At 51.2% G+C, this 17,232-nt stretch carries 11 protein-coding genes; 3 read left to right on the forward strand and 8 right to left on the reverse strand.

Annotated features, from left to right (window positions below):
• Positions 1 to 14: 14 nt before the first annotated feature.
• Both CCY01nite_RS21975 and CCY01nite_RS21980 read left to right on the forward strand, forming a co-directional pair.
• Positions 15 to 1,448, forward strand: coding sequence for a RagB/SusD family nutrient uptake outer membrane protein (locus tag CCY01nite_RS21975; protein ID WP_146866267.1), 1,434 nt, complete (start codon positions 15 to 17; stop codon positions 1,446 to 1,448).
• Between the two features lie 17 nt (positions 1,449 to 1,465).
• Positions 1,466 to 2,815 (forward strand): TlpA family protein disulfide reductase, encoded by a 1,350-nt coding sequence (locus CCY01nite_RS21980; protein WP_146866269.1) that lies wholly within the window; start codon positions 1,466 to 1,468, stop codon positions 2,813 to 2,815.
• Positions 2,816 to 2,899: 84 nt separating this feature from the next.
• On the opposite strand, the gene CCY01nite_RS21985 is transcribed toward CCY01nite_RS21980, so the two are convergent.
• The 6 genes from CCY01nite_RS21985 to CCY01nite_RS22010 form a co-directional block, all read right to left on the reverse strand.
• Complete coding sequence (locus CCY01nite_RS21985; RefSeq protein WP_146866276.1) at positions 2,900 to 4,249, reverse strand: TlpA family protein disulfide reductase; 1,350 nt, start codon at positions 4,247 to 4,249, stop codon at positions 2,900 to 2,902.
• Positions 4,250 to 4,275: 26 nt separating this feature from the next.
• Positions 4,276 to 5,655, reverse strand: coding sequence for a RagB/SusD family nutrient uptake outer membrane protein (locus tag CCY01nite_RS21990; protein ID WP_146866278.1), 1,380 nt, complete (start codon positions 5,653 to 5,655; stop codon positions 4,276 to 4,278).
• 12 nt (positions 5,656 to 5,667) lie between these two features.
• Positions 5,668 to 8,910: a SusC/RagA family TonB-linked outer membrane protein gene (locus tag CCY01nite_RS21995; RefSeq protein WP_186831204.1), complete on the reverse strand. Its 3,243-nt coding sequence runs from the start codon at positions 8,908 to 8,910 to the stop codon at positions 5,668 to 5,670.
• Positions 8,911 to 9,171: 261 nt separating this feature from the next.
• Positions 9,172 to 10,338, reverse strand: coding sequence for a FecR family protein (locus CCY01nite_RS22000; protein ID WP_146866282.1), 1,167 nt, complete (start codon positions 10,336 to 10,338; stop codon positions 9,172 to 9,174).
• Positions 10,339 to 10,392: 54 nt separating this feature from the next.
• Positions 10,393 to 10,968, reverse strand: a complete 576-nt coding sequence (locus CCY01nite_RS22005; RefSeq protein ID WP_146866284.1) for an RNA polymerase sigma factor — start codon at positions 10,966 to 10,968, stop codon at positions 10,393 to 10,395.
• Between the two features lie 93 nt (positions 10,969 to 11,061).
• Positions 11,062 to 12,048: a GlxA family transcriptional regulator gene (locus CCY01nite_RS22010; protein ID WP_146866286.1), complete on the reverse strand. Its 987-nt coding sequence runs from the start codon at positions 12,046 to 12,048 to the stop codon at positions 11,062 to 11,064.
• A gap of 126 nt (positions 12,049 to 12,174) precedes the next feature.
• Here CCY01nite_RS22010 and CCY01nite_RS22015 point away from each other — a divergent pair, with 126 nt between their 5' ends.
• A complete protein-coding gene (locus CCY01nite_RS22015; RefSeq protein ID WP_246130004.1) occupies positions 12,175 to 12,609 on the forward strand; it encodes an SRPBCC family protein in 435 nt (144 codons plus the stop codon).
• Between the two features lie 102 nt (positions 12,610 to 12,711).
• Here CCY01nite_RS22015 and CCY01nite_RS22020 read toward each other — a convergent pair whose 3' ends face one another.
• Positions 12,712 to 14,154 (reverse strand): TolC family protein, encoded by a 1,443-nt coding sequence (locus tag CCY01nite_RS22020; RefSeq protein ID WP_146866290.1) that lies wholly within the window; start codon positions 14,152 to 14,154, stop codon positions 12,712 to 12,714.
• Positions 14,151 to 17,216 (reverse strand): efflux RND transporter permease subunit, encoded by a 3,066-nt coding sequence (locus tag CCY01nite_RS22025; RefSeq protein ID WP_146866292.1) that lies wholly within the window; start codon positions 17,214 to 17,216, stop codon positions 14,151 to 14,153. The genes CCY01nite_RS22020 and CCY01nite_RS22025 overlap by 4 nt, the downstream gene beginning before the upstream one ends.
• Between the last annotated feature and the right edge of the window lie 16 nt (positions 17,217 to 17,232).

Below are 17,232 nucleotides of genomic sequence, written 5' to 3' on the forward strand. Positions count from 1 at the left end.
GAAAAAATGAATTTATGATGCGTAGGAGATATTATACCGTTTTGCTGATATGCGCTCTTTCGGCAGGCGCCGGATGTAAAAAGCTGGTGGACGTAGGGCTGCCGGAAGGCAAAGTGGTGAACGACCTGGTGTTTACTGATGAAAAAATGGCCGAAGCCAGCGTCAGGGGACTGTATTCACCCAACATCATGCAGCTTACCAATACTGCCGCGCTTTACATCACGAACGGAGGCGTGACGGTATTGGGCGGATTGTCTGCTGATGAAATGGCATATACCGGAAGCAGCAATAACTATTTACCCTTTTATACGAATGACCTGAACGAGGACATATCCGCACTTTCCACCTTGTGGACCCGGGCGTATATGGTGATTTACCACGCTAATGCCTGTATAGGAGGGCTGGCGGACAGCGACGGGATAACGAAAGCGGCAAAGGACCGTCTTACCGGTGAATGCCTGTTCGTGCGTTCTTTCTACTATTTCTACATGGTCAATCTGTTCGGGGATGTACCGCTGGTTACAGGCACAGATTATACCGTCAATGCCACCATGCCGCGTACCCCCGCCGCGGAGATCTACCGGCGGATCAGGGAAGACCTGACTATGGCGGTGGAAATGATGGATGATATAAACCCCGTAGAAAAGAAAGTGCGTCCCAGTAAATGGACGGCGGCTGCTTTGCTGGCACGGGTGCATCTGTATCAGCGGGAGTGGGAACAGGCGGAGAAATATGCAACACAGGTACTGACGGCTCAGCGATATGCATTGCTGGACGATCTCACCAAGGTATTCAGGCATAACAGCCCTGAGGCGCTCTGGCAGATTTCCGGAGCCACGCCGTCTAACCCTTACAGCTATACAACAGAAGGGAACTCTTTTACAGCCGGAGCTGCGCTTTCCACTTATCTCTCGGAGCAGCTCATGGCATCCTTTGAGCCGGGCGATGCGCGGAAGGACCATTGGGTATTGATGCGCACTTTTGCCGGTATTGAATATCCACATCCTTACAAATACAGGGTGAATTACGCGAATGGTACCAGCGAAAACGAAGAGGGTTATATGATGATGCGGTATGCGGAGATGTACCTCGTAAGGGCAGAGGCGTACGCCCGTAGCAACCAGGTACAACTGGCGCTGGCGGATATTGACAGCCTGCGGCAGCGTGCAGGGTTAACGCTGCTTAGTACACAAACGCCGCTGCCTTCACAGGAGCAAACGCTCAGGCTGGTGGAGCAGGAAAGAAGGACAGAACTGTTTTGCGAATGGGGGCATCGCTGGCTTGATCTCAAACGTACACCGGGCTTCGTGAAACCGGCCCTGACACGGGCGGATGAAGTATTAGGCCCGCTGAAGCCGCTCTGGAAAAGTACGGCAGTACTATTTCCCATCCCTGTCAGCCAGCGGCTGCTGAATAATAACCTGGACCAGAACCCGGGATACAATTAATCAATAAAAAATATGGAATGATGAAATGGACACTTACACTGGTAGCAGTGCTGGGCTTGCTATGCCCGGCACTGGCCCAGGATACGCAGCTCCGGCCCCTGGCCGTGGGAGATCAAATGCCGGATATTCCCTTCCGGAATATTCGCAATTACCCCACTGCCGCATCCGTAGCTGATTTTCGCGGAAAAGTGGTAATACTTGATTTCTGGTCTACCGGCTGCTCTGCATGTATCGGCGCTTTTCCAAAGATGGAAGCCCTCCAGCAAAAGTTTCCCGGACAGCTACAGGTAATACTTGTGAACCCGCATGAATCCGCGGAAGTGGTGGAAGCCCGTACCCGGCGCATGTACCAGTATAAACCAGGAGTAGGTCTTTCCGTTTTACCCCAGGTAACGGGGGATACGATCTGGAAGCGGCTGTTCCCGCACCGCACAGTGCCGCATCACGTGTGGATCGGCCCGGATGGAAAAGTTGCGGCAATCACCCACGGCCACAATGCCACACCGGAAAATGTACAACAACTGCTAAAAAATCAGCTGCCGCCCCTGGCGGAGAAAAAAGACCTCAGCCTCACAGGATACCATATCATACAGGGGCTGATCAGAACCACACATTCCGATCTGAAAACGGTGGGCTATTCCGCACTGACCCATTATCTGCCCAATTCTTCCGGTGGACGGTCCAACAAGGTGGATACGGCATCCGGTACAAGGCAAATATCACTCTATAACTACGCCGTGCCCAGGCTTTTCCTGGACGCCTTTCAGCCGGCAGATGCAAAAGATAAATTGCGATTCATCATTGAATCGGATAAGAAAGCACAGCTCCTTCCGCCAGAAGATAAGAACCTGCTTGATAAATGGCGTATCCCGCATGTATTTTCCTATGAGATCGTAACACCACTGGTTACAGACGATGAATTGCACCGTTACATGCAGGAAGACCTTAACCGCTATTTTGGACAGCTTTGGGGTATAGAAGCCCGCATAGAGCATAGAAAGATGTCCTGCTATGTGCTGGTGCAGAAAGACAAGTCTAAATTACCTCCTTCTGATACCAGTAAACCTTATGTAGCGTTCCGTACGGACTCCACACAGGTCTTTCAGCAATGCGTTTTTCCTGATATCTCCAAACGGCTGCGGTTATTGCTGGAGAACCTGGAAACGCCTTTGGCTTTTATAGATGATACGGATATGGCCCACAACTACATGGTCCGTACCTCCATGATAATTGCGCTGGGCAAACGTAGCGATCAACTGCCGGAAGCACGCCGGTTGCAGGCCCTGCGGAAATCACTGCAAACCTACGGCCTGGATATCAAAAAGCAGAAACGCCGTATACCGGTGTTGGTGATCCGGGACAAATAGACTTTCTAATGAGTATTGAGTCTGGGTTGGCGTTAAGATGGGAGTATGCCCCATCTTAACGCCTTTATATGCAAACTGCATGATTTATTCCGGCAGGCCGGACAGATCATTCTCCCGCACAACCAGTACTTCCAGCTCGTAGGGTTCCACACTTAATTCCAGTCCGTAGGGCTTCAGCGCTTTCCGGAGGTTTTCGATGCCGGGATTCCGGATCACTGTTCCTTTGAGCTTCAGATCAATATTACCGGAATATCCCGTTGCGTCTACAAATGGATATTTGAGCTGGTATTCTACATAGTTTGCCAGCCGGGATGCAAACATCCCGAAAGGCGTATTCCGGAATACTTCTTCTTCCCGGAAGTTATCGTCAGCGGAGATGGTACCTGTGGAAAAAGATCCCAGCTGCTGTTCTCCACCCCTGGTAGCCAGGCGGTCACGGCCGTCTGCTTTTCGCATCACTATGCATTTCACGTACCGTTTTTCCACATGCGCGCTAAGATCAAAGAACCGTTCCAGATCCTGCTGCATATACTTGTACTTCCGGTGGAGTTTTGAGGGCGGTAGATTCAGGGCATAAGCATAGATGTTCCGGCGGCCCCATTCATAACGAAGCGCTTTTTCTTCCGGCTGGAAGTATGGAGTGCTGTCCTTTACTTCCAGGATCATCCGTCCAATACGGTGAAATGGATATTTGCTTCTTCCGTTTGCGTCCGGCTCGCCATACGCCAGTTGAAACAGCATGGGGATCGTATTATGCGATACGCTGATCGCCTGCTGTCCTCCGCCCGGGTTTACCCCTGTGATATAGCGGGAGAAGTAGGAATGGTAACCCACATACTCCTCATATTGCGGATCAAACAGGGTCTTGACGTACCGTTGACGGCCGCGGTAGGGTTCTATTTCAACGGCCTTCCCATCCAGCATACGCTGAACATTAGGAGCGTTGATGCGGCTGCTGATATGCCGGATCACCCGGTTGCTGTCCATCCATACAATACAGGGCAGGCCGAGCGGCCGGATCAGGTTTGAAAGTGAAGAATCCTGCGTGATGAACGGAATGGCCGGTTTGTGCAATTGGCTCCTTCGTTCAAATAACTGATGGGTTCTGGCCGGGCCGAAAGTATGATTGCTTTTTAATTCCTTATTCACCATAATGAACTGTACTTTATCCCCGAATTGCTGCCGCAGCTCATCCATGTGGGAGAAAGACGCCAGGCAGGCAGAGCAGCTGGTAGACCAGAAATCGAAGATCACGGGTTTGCCTGCCAGGTCCGACAGGCGAAGGGTATCGCCGGTGTAATTGTACATGTGCGGAAATACCAGGTCCGGCAGGGTGTCTCCCACATTGAGTTGTTGCTGGCCGTTCACCGGAGAACAAAGGAATATCTGCATCCATACCAGTAGTATGGCGGATGCGGCATGAAATTTACGCATGGTCAGATGAATTTAATCAGGACAGGTTAATCGTTATATCCCGGGTTTTGGTCAAGAAATACATTTATTAAACGCTCGGCAGAAGGGATGGGCAGAAGGGCCGCCTCTTTTCGCCATCCGGATTTCAGCGGCTCCAGCACGGCATCGGCTCTGCCGGTGCGCTTGAGGTCAAACCAGCGGTGGCCCCATTCGCAAAACAGCTCGAGGGCGCGTTGTGATTCAATCTCGGTCAGCAGCGCGGGTATATCCGTTGCCGTTGTTCCACCGAGCCCGGCTCTGTTGCGGATCACATCAACATCGTCTTTGGCATCTTCCAGATTCTCCAGGCGGGCCCGGGCTTCGGCCCGGATCAGGTATTGTTCGGCCAGGCGGAAAATTACGGTGTACTCTTGTACGGGCAACCCGCTGCGGATTTTGTATTTGTACGGATAGTACAATGGGTTATTGTCAACCGTATTATACCCGGTCCAGGCTGCTTTGCGCTGGTCGTTTCCCTCAAAACGCTGCATCAGCTCATGGGTGAGGATCAGGGGCGGCGTTGCCGACGCGGATAGCGGAATAAAAGCAGCGCCATCGGAAGTGTTCACTGCATCTCTGTATAACTGCCAGATCGTTTCTGTGCTGGCTATCTGAAAAACTTCAGACAGGTCGTCCTCCCTTTGATACATTCCGCCATCGATTATCGCTGTGGCCGTTTTTTCGGCCTGCTCCCATTGGCCGGTGTATAAATAGGTTCTGGACAAGAGTGCCAGGGCAGTATAATAATTAGGGCGTACCCTGTTCTGGGAAACATAAGGCTGGGGCAGTAAAAGCGCGGCCTGTTTCAGGTCTTCGATAATCTGTGCATATACCTCGTTTATTTCGGAGCGGGGCGCAATGGCATTCTTGCGATAGTCTGTTTCCACGCTCAGGGGCACTTTGCCAAAGAGATTCACGAGGTAGAAATAATTGAAGGCCCGTACAAAATATGCTTCGCCCTGCAGCTGTTTACGGGTGGCCTCACTAAGTCCGGTGGAATGGTCTATGCCTTCTATGATCGCATTACAGCGGTACACGGAACGATATAAATATCCCCAGAGGTTAAGATTGACGATGCCGTTGGATTCCGGTACTGCATTTCTGTAAAATACCTCGTAATTGGTATTGCTTCCCCCGGGATATATCTCATCGGCCGATAGCGCGCTGTACACAGTGATGCCACCGTTCATGGCGGACATATTGAGGGTGGTCATCTGGTTATATAATCCTACCACGGCAGAAGTAGCCACCTCATCGCTCCGGAATAATTCGGCAGAATTGATCACTAACGGCGATGCATCGATCTTCACGAAACTGTTGCAGGCGGAAAACACGCACATGATCATCGCGCAAAGCAAGCCTGCATTATATTTTAATATTTTTCTCATGGGTCGTTCGGTTTAAAAATTAATGCTGAGCCCGGTGGTAATCGTACGTACAAGGGGCAAAGCAAATACATTCTGAATTTCCGGATCGGTGTCTTTATACCCCGATATTACAAACAGGTTCTGCGCCTGAACATTCAATTCCAGCCCTTTAATCCCCAGCCTTTTTATTTCCGGCAGGCGATAGGCCAAAGCCACATTTTTCAGGCGCACATAAGACGCATCCCTATAAACCGCATCGGAACTACGGATGTAGCTGTATCCCGGCGTAAAGGCGGGGCTGGACGATACTGCCACATACCGTTGGAGATCGGCATCGTCACCGGGTTGCTGCCATCGTGATAAGACCTGTACCGGAAAGTTATAGGGCAGGTAACCAGGCGGCGTGCTGAAGGAGTTCAGGAAATTAACGCCTTCGCGTTTTCTGAACTCGAACAGGAAATTGAGTGTAAACTGGCGGTAGGAGAGGGTGTTGAGAAAGCCTCCGTAGAACTTCGGATCAATATTCTTTAGGATGATACGGTCCCTGATATTGAACAGCCCGTCATGATCTACGTCATGGAAGGTATAGATACCGGTAGCCTGATCCAGGCCCAGGTACTCGTATGTGCGTTTTACCGATAGCGGTTGACCGATCACGTAAACATTGGCATAGGAAGATATCTCCAGGTTCGGGAAATCTTTGAGCCGGTTACGGGGGATTGACAGATTGATGCTACCGGTCCAGCGCAGGCCATTGCTCCATTTCGCTTTTGCGCTCAGGGCAAATTCCAGCCCCTGGTTTTCTACCAGCGCGGCAGAATTCAGCAGCATGGAGGTGAAACCGGTTTGTATCGGTAAGGGATAATTGATCAGCTGATTGCCGCTTCTGTGCAGATACCAGGCTGCCGAGAACATCAACTGCCCTTTCAGAAAACCAAGCTCCAGGGCGGCTTCCAGCTTTTTGTTGGATTCCCAGTTAAAGTCCGGGTTGAACAGGCGGCTGGGCTGCAATGCCGGGATACCCTGGAAGGTAGGAGACGTAGCGGTCCAGGTATCGAGGAACGCATAGTTCCCGATCTGGTCGTTCCCGGTAATGCCATAACTGCTGCGCAGCTTCCCGAAGCTCAGGAAAGGCAGGCTACGGCTTACAAAAGGTTCCTGGCTGAAAATCCATGCAGCACCGACGGCGCCGAATTCTTCGAACTGGCGGCCAGGTCCGAAGCGGCTGGATCCATCCCGCCGGCCGGTAAGGTTGAGCACATATTTATCCCGGTGATTATAATTGATCCTGCCGAAAAATGCGCCATACTTGTAAAGCTCGTAAGTGTTGCTGCTGGTAATGCTCCCTGCTGCGGCGATAGAACCCAGCAACGCATCATTGGTATAATTACGGCCGACCATTTGCGTACCTTCCGACAGATTTTGCTGGAAGCTCCCGCCTACAAGCACGCTCAATTGCCCCTGCCGGGTGAAGAGGTTGTAGGACGCCTGCGGTTCCAGTATCCATCCGGTTTTGTCGTTGTTGGCAAAGTACGCATAAGGCTGATCGGCGGTAGAAGGATCAATGGCCGCAGTAGGGTGCCGGGAATGATCACGGGAGAACGATGCGGTATATCCTCCGCTCAGCTTCAGTTCCAGCCCTTCCAGCACACGGTATGACAATTGCAGGTTACTGACCAGGTTCTGAAATCTTCCTTCGTATACACTCTTGCTTTCCGCCAGGGGATTGGTGAGCCCCAGGCTGCGGTAGCTGATTCCGCCTACGCCCCAGACCAGGGAGCCATCGTCATCCACCAGCTTCATGTGAGGCGGCATATTGATCAGTCCTGCCAGGTCGCGGGTCGTAAGATTATTGGACCTGTTGGCGTAATTGCCGGAAAGCTGGAGCCGCAGCCGGTCATTCGCGGAAGTGTGCGAGATGTTAAAATGCAGGGAAGCCCTGCGGTCCGACTGGTCGCCCGGTGAAAGGCTGGTTTCCCGGTGGTAGCCGGCGCCGATGAGGAAGCGGGTACGGTCATTTCCACCGGTAGCAGACAGTTGAGCATCGGAGGTATGCGCGGTATTATCAGACATCAGCTTCACAAAATCCGTGTACTGTGTAGTATCCCAGGTGAACAGGTCAGGAGCATTCAGGGGAGTCGGTTCTACGCCATCGTTGCGGAACGCTTCGCGGCGCATTTCGATATATTGCTGCGTATTCAGCATTTTGGGTCCCCGTGTGGCGCGGTTCCAGCCATGATATACCGATGCCCGGTAGCTGGTCTGCCGGTTATCTCCTTTGTGGGTGGTGATGAGGATCACTCCGTTGGCGCCGCGGCTGCCATAAATAGCTGTTGCATCCGCATCTTTCAGCACTTCGATGCTGGCAATATCGGCCGGGTTAATGGAACTGAGCAGGCTGATACCGTTCCAGGTCCCGGTGGCATTGGAGAGGTTGCTGATACCCTGGTCGTTGCTGGCAATGGGCACGCCATCTACAATATAGAGCGGGTCGGAGCCTTGCAGAATGGAATTTTGTCCGCGTATCTGTACCTTGAAGGTAGCCCCCGGCACCCCGCTGCTGGCGGTTACCAGCAGTCCCGGTACCCTTCCCTGCAAAGCAGCTACGGGATTAGCCACCGGCTGGGTACTGATTTCTTTTGACGTTACTTTACTGACGGAGCCGGTAGAAAGCAGGTTGCTTTCTGAATAATACCCCTTGTTGATCACTACTTCCTCCAGCTCTGCCGGTGCGCCGTCTATCACAATATCTCCCAGTTCCGGTTGTACGGCCACTTCCCTGGGTTTGTATCCCACATACGTAATGACCAGTACATCCGCTTTGCCGGCCGTCAGTGAGAACCGCCCATCGGCCCCTGATGAAACGCCGGCGCCACGGCCTTTAATGCGGACCGAAGCACCCTCCAGCGGTACGCCGGCAGGGGATACTATGCGGCCGTTTACCCTGATGTCTTCCCAGGTATGCTGCACCAGGAAGTCAGGGGATTTACGGGAAAGAATAATGCTGCGCGAATCCAGGAAGTAGGTGAGCGGTTGCCCTTCCATCACCTTAGCGAGAAAGGCGGGCAGGGGCATATCGCGCACGGAGAGGGTGACGGGCTTTGCCGTATTGAACAGCTCTTTCTTACCAAAAGCAACATACCCCGTCTGCTTCTTCACAGCCGCAAACACTTCTTTTAGCGGTATGTTGTTCCCGGATAAGGTAACGGTTTGCGCTACGCCGGTGGCCCGCACCTCTAACAGCCCGATGATGACGAGTAATATGGTCAGCTTCATTCCCAGCCGGATAAAAGTCCATGTAAGCGGTACAGGCATGACAATACCTGACCGGTCTGCAGATTTTTTAATAAATTGCATTGATTCGGTTGTTTAAATAATTGGTTGACAGACCTGTTAAAACCAGCCGGATTTCGCCGGAAGTGCCGTTAACACTTCCGGTTTTTTATGACTGGTACCTGTTATAATACTGGATTGCAGAAAGACATACTGCCCGGCCGGAACAGTCCTGCATACAGCAAGCTCTTCAGTAAAAATATATTAAGGCAATACGATCAGCTGTTTTCCTTCTATCCGGAATTTTATGTCCGCAGATTCCAGCGCTTTCAGTACACCCGCAAGACTCACATGACGGTCCAGATCACCATAAAACTCTACTTCAGGCACTTTTCCCTGATAAACGATCTCCATATCATACCATCTTCCCAACTGGCGCATCACTTCATCCAGGCGCATCCCTTCAAAGTTGAACAAGCCATTACGCCATGCCATTATTTTGTCGGTCTTCACATTGTCCTTCACTTCCAGTTTGGCGGACAACCGCGCTTGCTGTCCCGGTTTCAACACCACCTGTTCCGCTTTTCCACGGAAACGTACCGCGCCTTCCAGCAGGGTTGCACGCAGGCTTTCTTCCTCTTTATAGGCATTGATATTAAAGCGCGTACCCAGCACCTCTATTTCAGCCCGGTCGTCAATCTGTACCCGGAAGGGCCGTTGCGGGTCTGGCGTCACTTCAAAGTAAACCTCTCCGCTTACCTCCACTTTCCGTTCATTTTCCGGGAAGGGTACCGGGTAACGGACCGCGCTGGCGGCATTGAGCCATACCCTGCTTCCATCCGGTAATGTTACCTGGAATTCGCGCCCATTAGGTGTTTGCATGGTGTTATACCGTGTGCCTGGATCAGATCCGGAGCCGGTTTCATATACCAGCTGCCCGTTATCCAGCCTTGCGCTGTTGTCTCCTTCTGTTGCTACAATACCGTTCTCCAGGCTGTCCAGCACAATCTGCCGGCCATCCGACAGCATAAGCATGGCCCCGTTCCTTCCCGGCGCTGCATCGTTCTGAGCAGTTGCCGGGAGGGATCGTATATCATTCTGTACGGTTCCGTTTGTCCGCAACAGGTAGGCGCCAGCGACACATCCCAGTAGCACAGCAGCGGCGGCAGCAGCCCGCCACCACCTGCGAGGATTACGCGCCACCGGGCGCATCTGCGGTTGATCCACTGTTGTGATGCGGTGTAACAGGGCCTCGTAATTTCGCTCCCGGAAGCCCGGAGCGGGCTCGTGTTGCTCCATTTCGGCAGCGATGGCAGCTTTCACCGTTTCTTCCGATTCATGCAAAGCCCTGTTCAACTGCTCCCGTTCCTCTGCGGAAAGCGACCCCGTTACATATTTCCGTAATAAAAATTGAATGGATGACTGTTCCATATACTGATAAGAAAACCGGGAAAGTAAAAAGCACTATTCGTCTTCAAAAAAAAATCAAACATGCAGGAATAACACTGCCAGCACCCACAGGTCACGGATCGTCAGAAAGTCCCGGATGTTCTTCTGTGCTTCGGCCAGCGTGTTTTTGACGGTGCTGACCGATATGTTCAGCATACGGGCGATTTCCGCCGGCTTCATCCCGGATTCCCGGCTAAGCTGGTAGATCTTTCTTCTTTTTTCCGGGAGGGAAGCGACCGCTTCGGCCACTGCTTTCCGCAGCTCATTATAACTAACCTGGTCCGCGGCCCGCGGTTCCCCGTTATTACCAAGTTCCGTCATCACCCTGGTTTCGATCGTTTTTCGCTTCAGGAAATTATAGCCTTCGTTGGCGGCCACCCGGTAAATCCAGGCAGACAGATGCGTCAGCTCCGGCAGTTTGTCGCGGGAAAGCCAGACGCGCATAAAGGTGTTCTGTACAAGTTCTTCGGCTAGTGTATCCGATTTGGTAAAGCCCGTGAGGTAAGCATGTAGCTTGGGGCCATAGTGGTAAAATAAAGCAGCGAATGCGGCTTCATCGCCGTCCGCTATCTGTAAAAGCAATTCTCTCTCATTCCCGGTGTCGTAATGCATGCCCCGATACTATTCTACCTTTCCAGGTTGGTTGATAGGGGTAAAAATAGTAAATCATCCTGTATTACCATCCCGTTTCTTCAACGAGGAGCGTCACACTGCATCCCTGTTATACTTATTCCTGTACGCCAAAGGCGACATCCCCGTAATCTTCCTGAATACTTCCCGGAACGTTTTCAGGTCCGCATATCCCACTTCATACATCACTTCGTTGATCGTTTTGCGGGTGGTCTCAAATGCCTTTTTCGCTGATTCGATCTTTATCCTTTGTAAATATTCAAGCGGGGTATTGCCGGTAGCTTTAACAAACCGCCTGTCAAAGTTCCGCCTGCCAACGGCAAATCTTTGCGACAGGTCCTCAAATGATATTTTTTCGGAGAAGTTATCCTCAAGGTAGGATTGCGCTTTTTTAACCACCTCGTCGCCATGGGACTTTTGCGGCGTAAATATGGCGAAGTCCGATTGTGTTACCCGGTCTATTTCCACCTGGAAGATCTTGGAGCAATAGATGGCGGTTTGCCTGTCGTAATACTTCTCTATCAGGTATAGCAGAAGGTTCAGGAACGAATAACCGCCGCCATTGGTGTAAAGGCCATGTTCATCGGTAATTAGTTTTTCTGTTTTTATGTTCACTTCCGGGAACAGACTTTTCAGGTTGTCTGCAGAGTCCCAGTGGATGGAGCAGTTTCTGCCGTTGAGCAGGCCGGTAGACGCCAGCATAAAAGCGCCGGAGCACATACTGGCAACTTCAGCGCCGTTCTTATACTGTTCTTCGATCCAGTTGATCAGCAGCAGGTTTCCGCTGACCGCTTTTTTAAATTCGCTGGTCATGGAAGGGATAATAATGAGGTGGGTTTTCCGGATGGATGAAATATCCGTCTGCGGCATGATGGCTACCAGGCCATTGGCAAATTCCGATCTGCCTGACACGCCCGCCAGCTCAACTTTAAATACCGGCCTTTCCCCGTTTTCTTTCCTGAATTCGTTCGCGCGGGTGAAAAAGTCATACGCACCAACGATGCAGGAGATGGTGCTCAATGCGGTTTGTGCGTCCGGCACCAGGATGGTAAGGTGTTTCATGATATTCGGATTCAATACTGTAAAGGTACAGATTCCGGATGTCCAAATCACCCCATGAGAAAGTCTGATTTACACCCTGCCGCAGTCAATTTTAGCAGGTAATTTTGAATTGTAAAAACGATGATCATGAAAAGCATTTATCACAGGCTGCTCATTGAAGCGCCAGCGCAGAAAGTTTACGACGCCATCACCACACAGCAGGGCCTTGCCGGCTGGTGGACGCCGGCAACAACAGCAAAGCCCGAAGTTGATAGTATCAACAGGTTTGAATTTGAAGATGGTTATTATAAAGAAATGAAAGTGGAAGAGCTTCATCCCGCCAGCCGGGTAGAATGGATCTGTATCCAGGGTTTCGAAGACTGGATCGGTACCACCATAACGTTCGAATTACAACCGCATAAGAAAGGGACGGTGTTGCTGTTTCACCACGACGGGTTCAAAGAGTATGATGAGGGGTATGCCTCCTGCAGTTACGACTGGGCGACATTCCTGAGAAGCCTGCGGGCGCTTGTGGTTACGGGTAAAGGGCATCCGTTTCCAAATCATCATGATCTGCTTTGATATTGGAAAAGTAAAAAAAAGTTTCCATACGGTATATCCGAATGGATGGAGGCTGCAGCCTCCTTTTCCCATTTTCGTTGTATCAGGAACAATCCTGTCCAATTACAATTCCCTGCTCAGCGGTTCCCCGGCCTCAAAATCATACAATGTGAGCTTTCGAAGTGTATAATAGCTGCTCCAGAAGTCTCTTAAAGCACTGATATATGTCCGCCTGCCATTATCTCTTTCCGTTTGAGCCAGATATAGTTCAGTAATCGATAATTTCCCGATCTGGTACAAACTGTTGCTGATAGCGAATCGCCGTTGACCGACGGAATCGGCTTTTTTTGCCAGTGCGATATTGGACCGCAGCAGTTCGATATTCCTGACCAGGGTGGCGATCTCCTGGTAAATAGCGGCTTCATCAAGCTCGTTTGTTGTTGCTACGAGCTTTTCAATAGCTTTGGCGGTATTGTACCTCGCATTTCTTCTGCCCCAGTCTACTATCGGAATATGGAAGCCAACATTAAGGCGCTGTTGATCATTTGGGGCGTCATACAACTTCCCTAATTCATCGCTTGTATTATTGAGGCCGTAGCTGGCTACAAGATTGACCTGGTACTTTTCTGCCTTTGCTACAGCAACATCTCTGCGGGCTTCCCTGATCTTTCTTTGAAAAGCAATGAATTCCGGCCTGCTCTTTTTCGCATAACCGAATGCGCTTGAAATATCAACGTTCAGCTGCGGGACCTGTTCAGGGGGGGATAATGGCAGTTCTTTCTCATCCTTCAATCCAAGAAAGATCCGGAGGTTCATTTGTGCGATCTGGCGGTTGGACTGCGCTTTCTTTAATTCCTGCTCGTTGCGTAAGGTTTGTAATTCCAGTTGCAGCAATTTATCTTCCGTGGTTGTTCCGAGAATGATCCGTTTCCGCTCCAGTTCGATATTCAGTGTTGCATTCCGGAGATTGGTCCGGGCGATGTCTATGTTGATCTCCGCGTCCAGCACATCGAAGAAGAGCTGAACAGACCGAAGCGCGATGTTTTCCAGTTCCAGTGCGTACGTTTTTCCCGATTCCTGCAATTTCAGCGGTTCGATCCGTTTGCGCCATTTGAGCGCGTTCACGGCAAACAACGGTTGGGAAAGGCGGAGGTAAACGGGCGTTCCCGCATATTGGCTTGTACCCGATTTAAAGTCATCGAACCGGTTGATCTCGGTGTTGAGCGAAATATCCCCTCCGCTGAAGGGAAGTTTCTGGCTTAACCCCAGTCCGATATTGGCATTGTTCTGGCTGATGGACTGGTATTTGATACTGCCATCCGGTTGTCTTACTTCAAAGTATTCTTTATTGAATACCGGCGCATTGCCATAAAAAGATATCTGGGGTTTTAGCTCGCTGGTGTAAGAAAGATATTGATTGCGGCTCAGTTCTTGCTGAATTTTGGCCAGCCTGTAAGAAGATGAACCGGCATATGCTTTCATAATGATATCACCTAACGAATATTGCTGCTGGCCCCATACGGGAAGCGAAAGGATGACAAAGATGCAGGGTAGTACCTTTTTCATGAGCGTTCGTTTGTTTGGTTAGCCTTTTTGTGCATGCGCCATTTTACGAGATAGTAGTAAGCCAGGGGCGTAAACCAGGTGGTGAAAAATGTGCCTATCGTCAATCCGCCGATGATGACCATAGCCAGCGGTTTTTGAAGGTCATTGCCGATGCCGCCGGTCAATAGCACCGGCACAAGTGCGATGCTGGTCGTTAGCGAGACCATCAGTAGCGGTTTCAGGCAGAGGTCCCCCGCTTCATGGATCATTTTTTTCAGCAGTTCTTCATCCGGTGCCAGGCCCTGGGCCAGATATTTTTTTTCAAGCCGGTTCAAGACCTCCACTTTCAGGATAGGATCATCTACGATCAAGCCGAGAACGACTATAAAACCAATGGCGGACATCGTATTGATCGTTCCGGAGGTCAGCCACAGCAGCAGCATTCCTCCGGTTATACCGAGCGGTATGGTGGCCATTACCACTATTGGCTGAACGATGCTTTCATACTGCAAAGCCAGGATGCAATAGAGCAGGAGCAGCACTAGAAGAAAGACGATCCATAGCTGCCTTAACCGCCGTCCGTTCTCAAAGTATTGTCCATGGTAGTCTACACTGAGCCTGTTCTCTGCTGCCAGTTCATCAAGCTGCCGTTGCAGCGCAGGGAGGTCTTTGGTCTTTTGCCCAAAGAGCAGGGACTGGTAAGCTCCGCCTTTGTCCGCAGTAATGAATTTCGGTTGCGATCCGCTGTTCAGCGTGATGAAGGATTTGATGGGATAGCGGTTACCATCTGCGCCCGGCACGCTCCTGGTCAGTTTTTCTTCCAGTGTATGAAGACTGGTGCCCAGGAGTACCATTTGCGTACTTTGGGCCTGCCTGACCGATGCAATCGGGCGGGCGCCGAATAGCTGATGCAACTCATCTTCGATAGCCGGTTTTTGAACGCCGTAGATAGCCATCTTCAGATAATCCAGTGATACGGTGATATTGGATTCGCTAAGCAGCCCATCGCCCGGTGAGTGATCAGTATGCCGGAATGTATTCAAAACTTCGGCCATAGGCCTCGTTCCGGGTGGATTCGGGCCTTTGGACGGCCTGAAGCGGGCTTCTATGTAAGGGGCTGACGTGCTGAACAGCTGTGTGAAAGCATTGGGTGCGTCGGTGATGCGCACGACGGCTTTCGGGTACCTTTCCGCCAGCCACTGTCTGATCTGTTGATCTGTTTCAAGCTTGCCGGATTCATCCTTGCAGGAGAAATACACTTCTGTTTGCCGGATGGTCCCGGCATCCTGCTGCAACAGGAATTCCCTGACGCCTACCTCTGCCTCCGTTTCAATACAGCGGGGCGCTATGGCTTTCTGCAGTGCGATGGACCTCCGCAGGTTTTCTGTTATGTCAACGGGTGAATTCCAGTCTATGAAAACCAGGCTCTCCCTTTTTTCGATATCGGGCAACGGGGTAGCGGGTATGTTAAGTCCGATCCAGAACCCAATGGGCATCAATAGCAACGTAACTGCAAAGTATGGCCGCCGGTGCCGCAGAATATGATCGATCATGCGGTGATATCCTTTCGATACCCATTTGTACAGGACGGTATCTTCTTTCAGCGTTGCCGGTGCTTTTTTATGCAGCAATTTGTACAACAACGGCGTAAGCAGGAAGGCCACCAGGAGAGAGGTCCCCAGCGAGGCGGTAAGCCCGATCGCCTGGTCGGATATCAGGGTCCCGGCCATTCCTCCCAGCAGCATCAGCGGAGCATATACCGCCACCGTGGTCAATACCTGGCTGATCACCGGCACCACAACATCGTTCGTGCCTGCAATACAGCTGTCCAGCATATGCATGCCGCTTTTTCGTTTGCGGGCGATGCTGTCCAGCACCACGATGGAATTATCTATCAGCATCCCTATCCCCAGGGCCAGGCCGGAAAGGGAAATGATATTGAATGATATTCCCAGCAGGTAGAAGAGCAGGAAGGTAATGATCAGGGAAAGCGGGATGCTGATGCCCATGAGAAAAGGAGAGGCCCAGTTTCCCAGAAAGGCAAATAGCAGCAGTATGGTCAATGCCCCGCCATAGAGCAGATCCTGCCGGAGATTGCTGATGCCGGCGTCCAGCAGATAGGTCTGGTCCTGCGTTAGCCGGAACTCAGCCTGCGGGTATTCTTGCCTGAAGGATTCCACCGCTTTCCTGACTTCCTGTATCAGTTCGTTCATCCGCCCGCTAGCCTGTTTTTGTACGGTAATAACAAGGCCTTCTTTCCCGTTGTATAAATGATACCCGGTTTCTTCTTCCGTTTCCAGCTGCACCCTCGCAACTCTTTCGAGGGGAATGACGGTACCGTTTTCCAAACGGATGGGGATTTTGCCGATGGGCATTCCATTCTCCAGCGCATTCCTGAACTTGATAAAATACCGGTATTGCCCGTCCCTGATGTTCAGGGTTTCCAGCTCCTGGCTGGCTTCTGCAATAGCCCGGGAAATAGCATGTTCGTTCAGCCCCAGGACAGATAATTTTGCATGGTCCGGTTCAACGGTAATGATGCCGTGCCGCTTCCCGTTAATGTCCACCAATGATACGCTCTTTAGTTGCTCAAGCCTTCTTTTTAGTACATTTTCGGCCAGTGCGCTGATATCGAGGCAGTATGAGCTGTCTTTAGGGATAACCTGTATCCTTATCACGGGGATATCTGAAGTATTTATCCGGACTACCTGCGGGCGGGGCATATCGGGGGGCAGCTCGTTGGTGAGCCGGTCGAGTTTTTCATTTACGGTGATATAGGTGAGGTCCATCCGGGTGCCATGTTCAAAGGAAAGATGAATGATCCCGTAGTGGTCAGCGGCAGTGCTTTCCATGTTGGCAAGGTTGTCGAGATTGCCCAGATTCTCCCGCAATGTCCGCAGTATGCTTTCCTCTATTACCTGCGCCGGCGCGTTCGGACGGTTGACCCGGACCACGATTTCGGGCACATCGGCATCGGGCAGGAGGGAGACAGGTATTTTTTTGATAACGGCCAGCCCTGCAACGCAAAGTACTGTGAAGATCAACAGAATGGCAATAGGACGTTGTATAAGATACCTGATCATTATTCGTTGAGATATT

This window comes from Chitinophaga cymbidii (assembly GCF_007992715.1).
GTDB lineage: Bacteria > Bacteroidota > Bacteroidia > Chitinophagales > Chitinophagaceae > Chitinophaga > Chitinophaga cymbidii.

Bases quoted from the DNA above. Each gene is read 5' to 3' on its own strand.
- CCY01nite_RS21975 (WP_146866267.1), top strand. From the start codon at position 15: ATGATGCGTAGGAGATATTATACCGTTTTGCTGATATGCGCTCTTTCG.
- CCY01nite_RS21980 (WP_146866269.1), top strand. From the start codon at position 1,466: ATGATGAAATGGACACTTACACTGGTAGCAGTGCTGGGCTTGCTATGC.
- CCY01nite_RS21985 (WP_146866276.1), bottom strand. From the start codon at position 4,249: ATGCGTAAATTTCATGCCGCATCCGCCATACTACTGGTATGGATGCAG.
- CCY01nite_RS21990 (WP_146866278.1), bottom strand. From the start codon at position 5,655: ATGAGAAAAATATTAAAATATAATGCAGGCTTGCTTTGCGCGATGATC.
- CCY01nite_RS21995 (WP_186831204.1), bottom strand. From the start codon at position 8,910: ATGAAGCTGACCATATTACTCGTCATCATCGGGCTGTTAGAGGTGCGG.
- CCY01nite_RS22000 (WP_146866282.1), bottom strand. From the start codon at position 10,338: ATGGAACAGTCATCCATTCAATTTTTATTACGGAAATATGTAACGGGG.
- CCY01nite_RS22005 (WP_146866284.1), bottom strand. From the start codon at position 10,968: ATGCATTACGACACCGGGAATGAGAGAGAATTGCTTTTACAGATAGCG.
- CCY01nite_RS22010 (WP_146866286.1), bottom strand. From the start codon at position 12,048: ATGAAACACCTTACCATCCTGGTGCCGGACGCACAAACCGCATTGAGC.
- CCY01nite_RS22015 (WP_246130004.1), top strand. From the start codon at position 12,175: ATGAAAAGCATTTATCACAGGCTGCTCATTGAAGCGCCAGCGCAGAAA.
- CCY01nite_RS22020 (WP_146866290.1), bottom strand. From the start codon at position 14,154: ATGAAAAAGGTACTACCCTGCATCTTTGTCATCCTTTCGCTTCCCGTA.
- CCY01nite_RS22025 (WP_146866292.1), bottom strand. From the start codon at position 17,216: ATGATCAGGTATCTTATACAACGTCCTATTGCCATTCTGTTGATCTTC.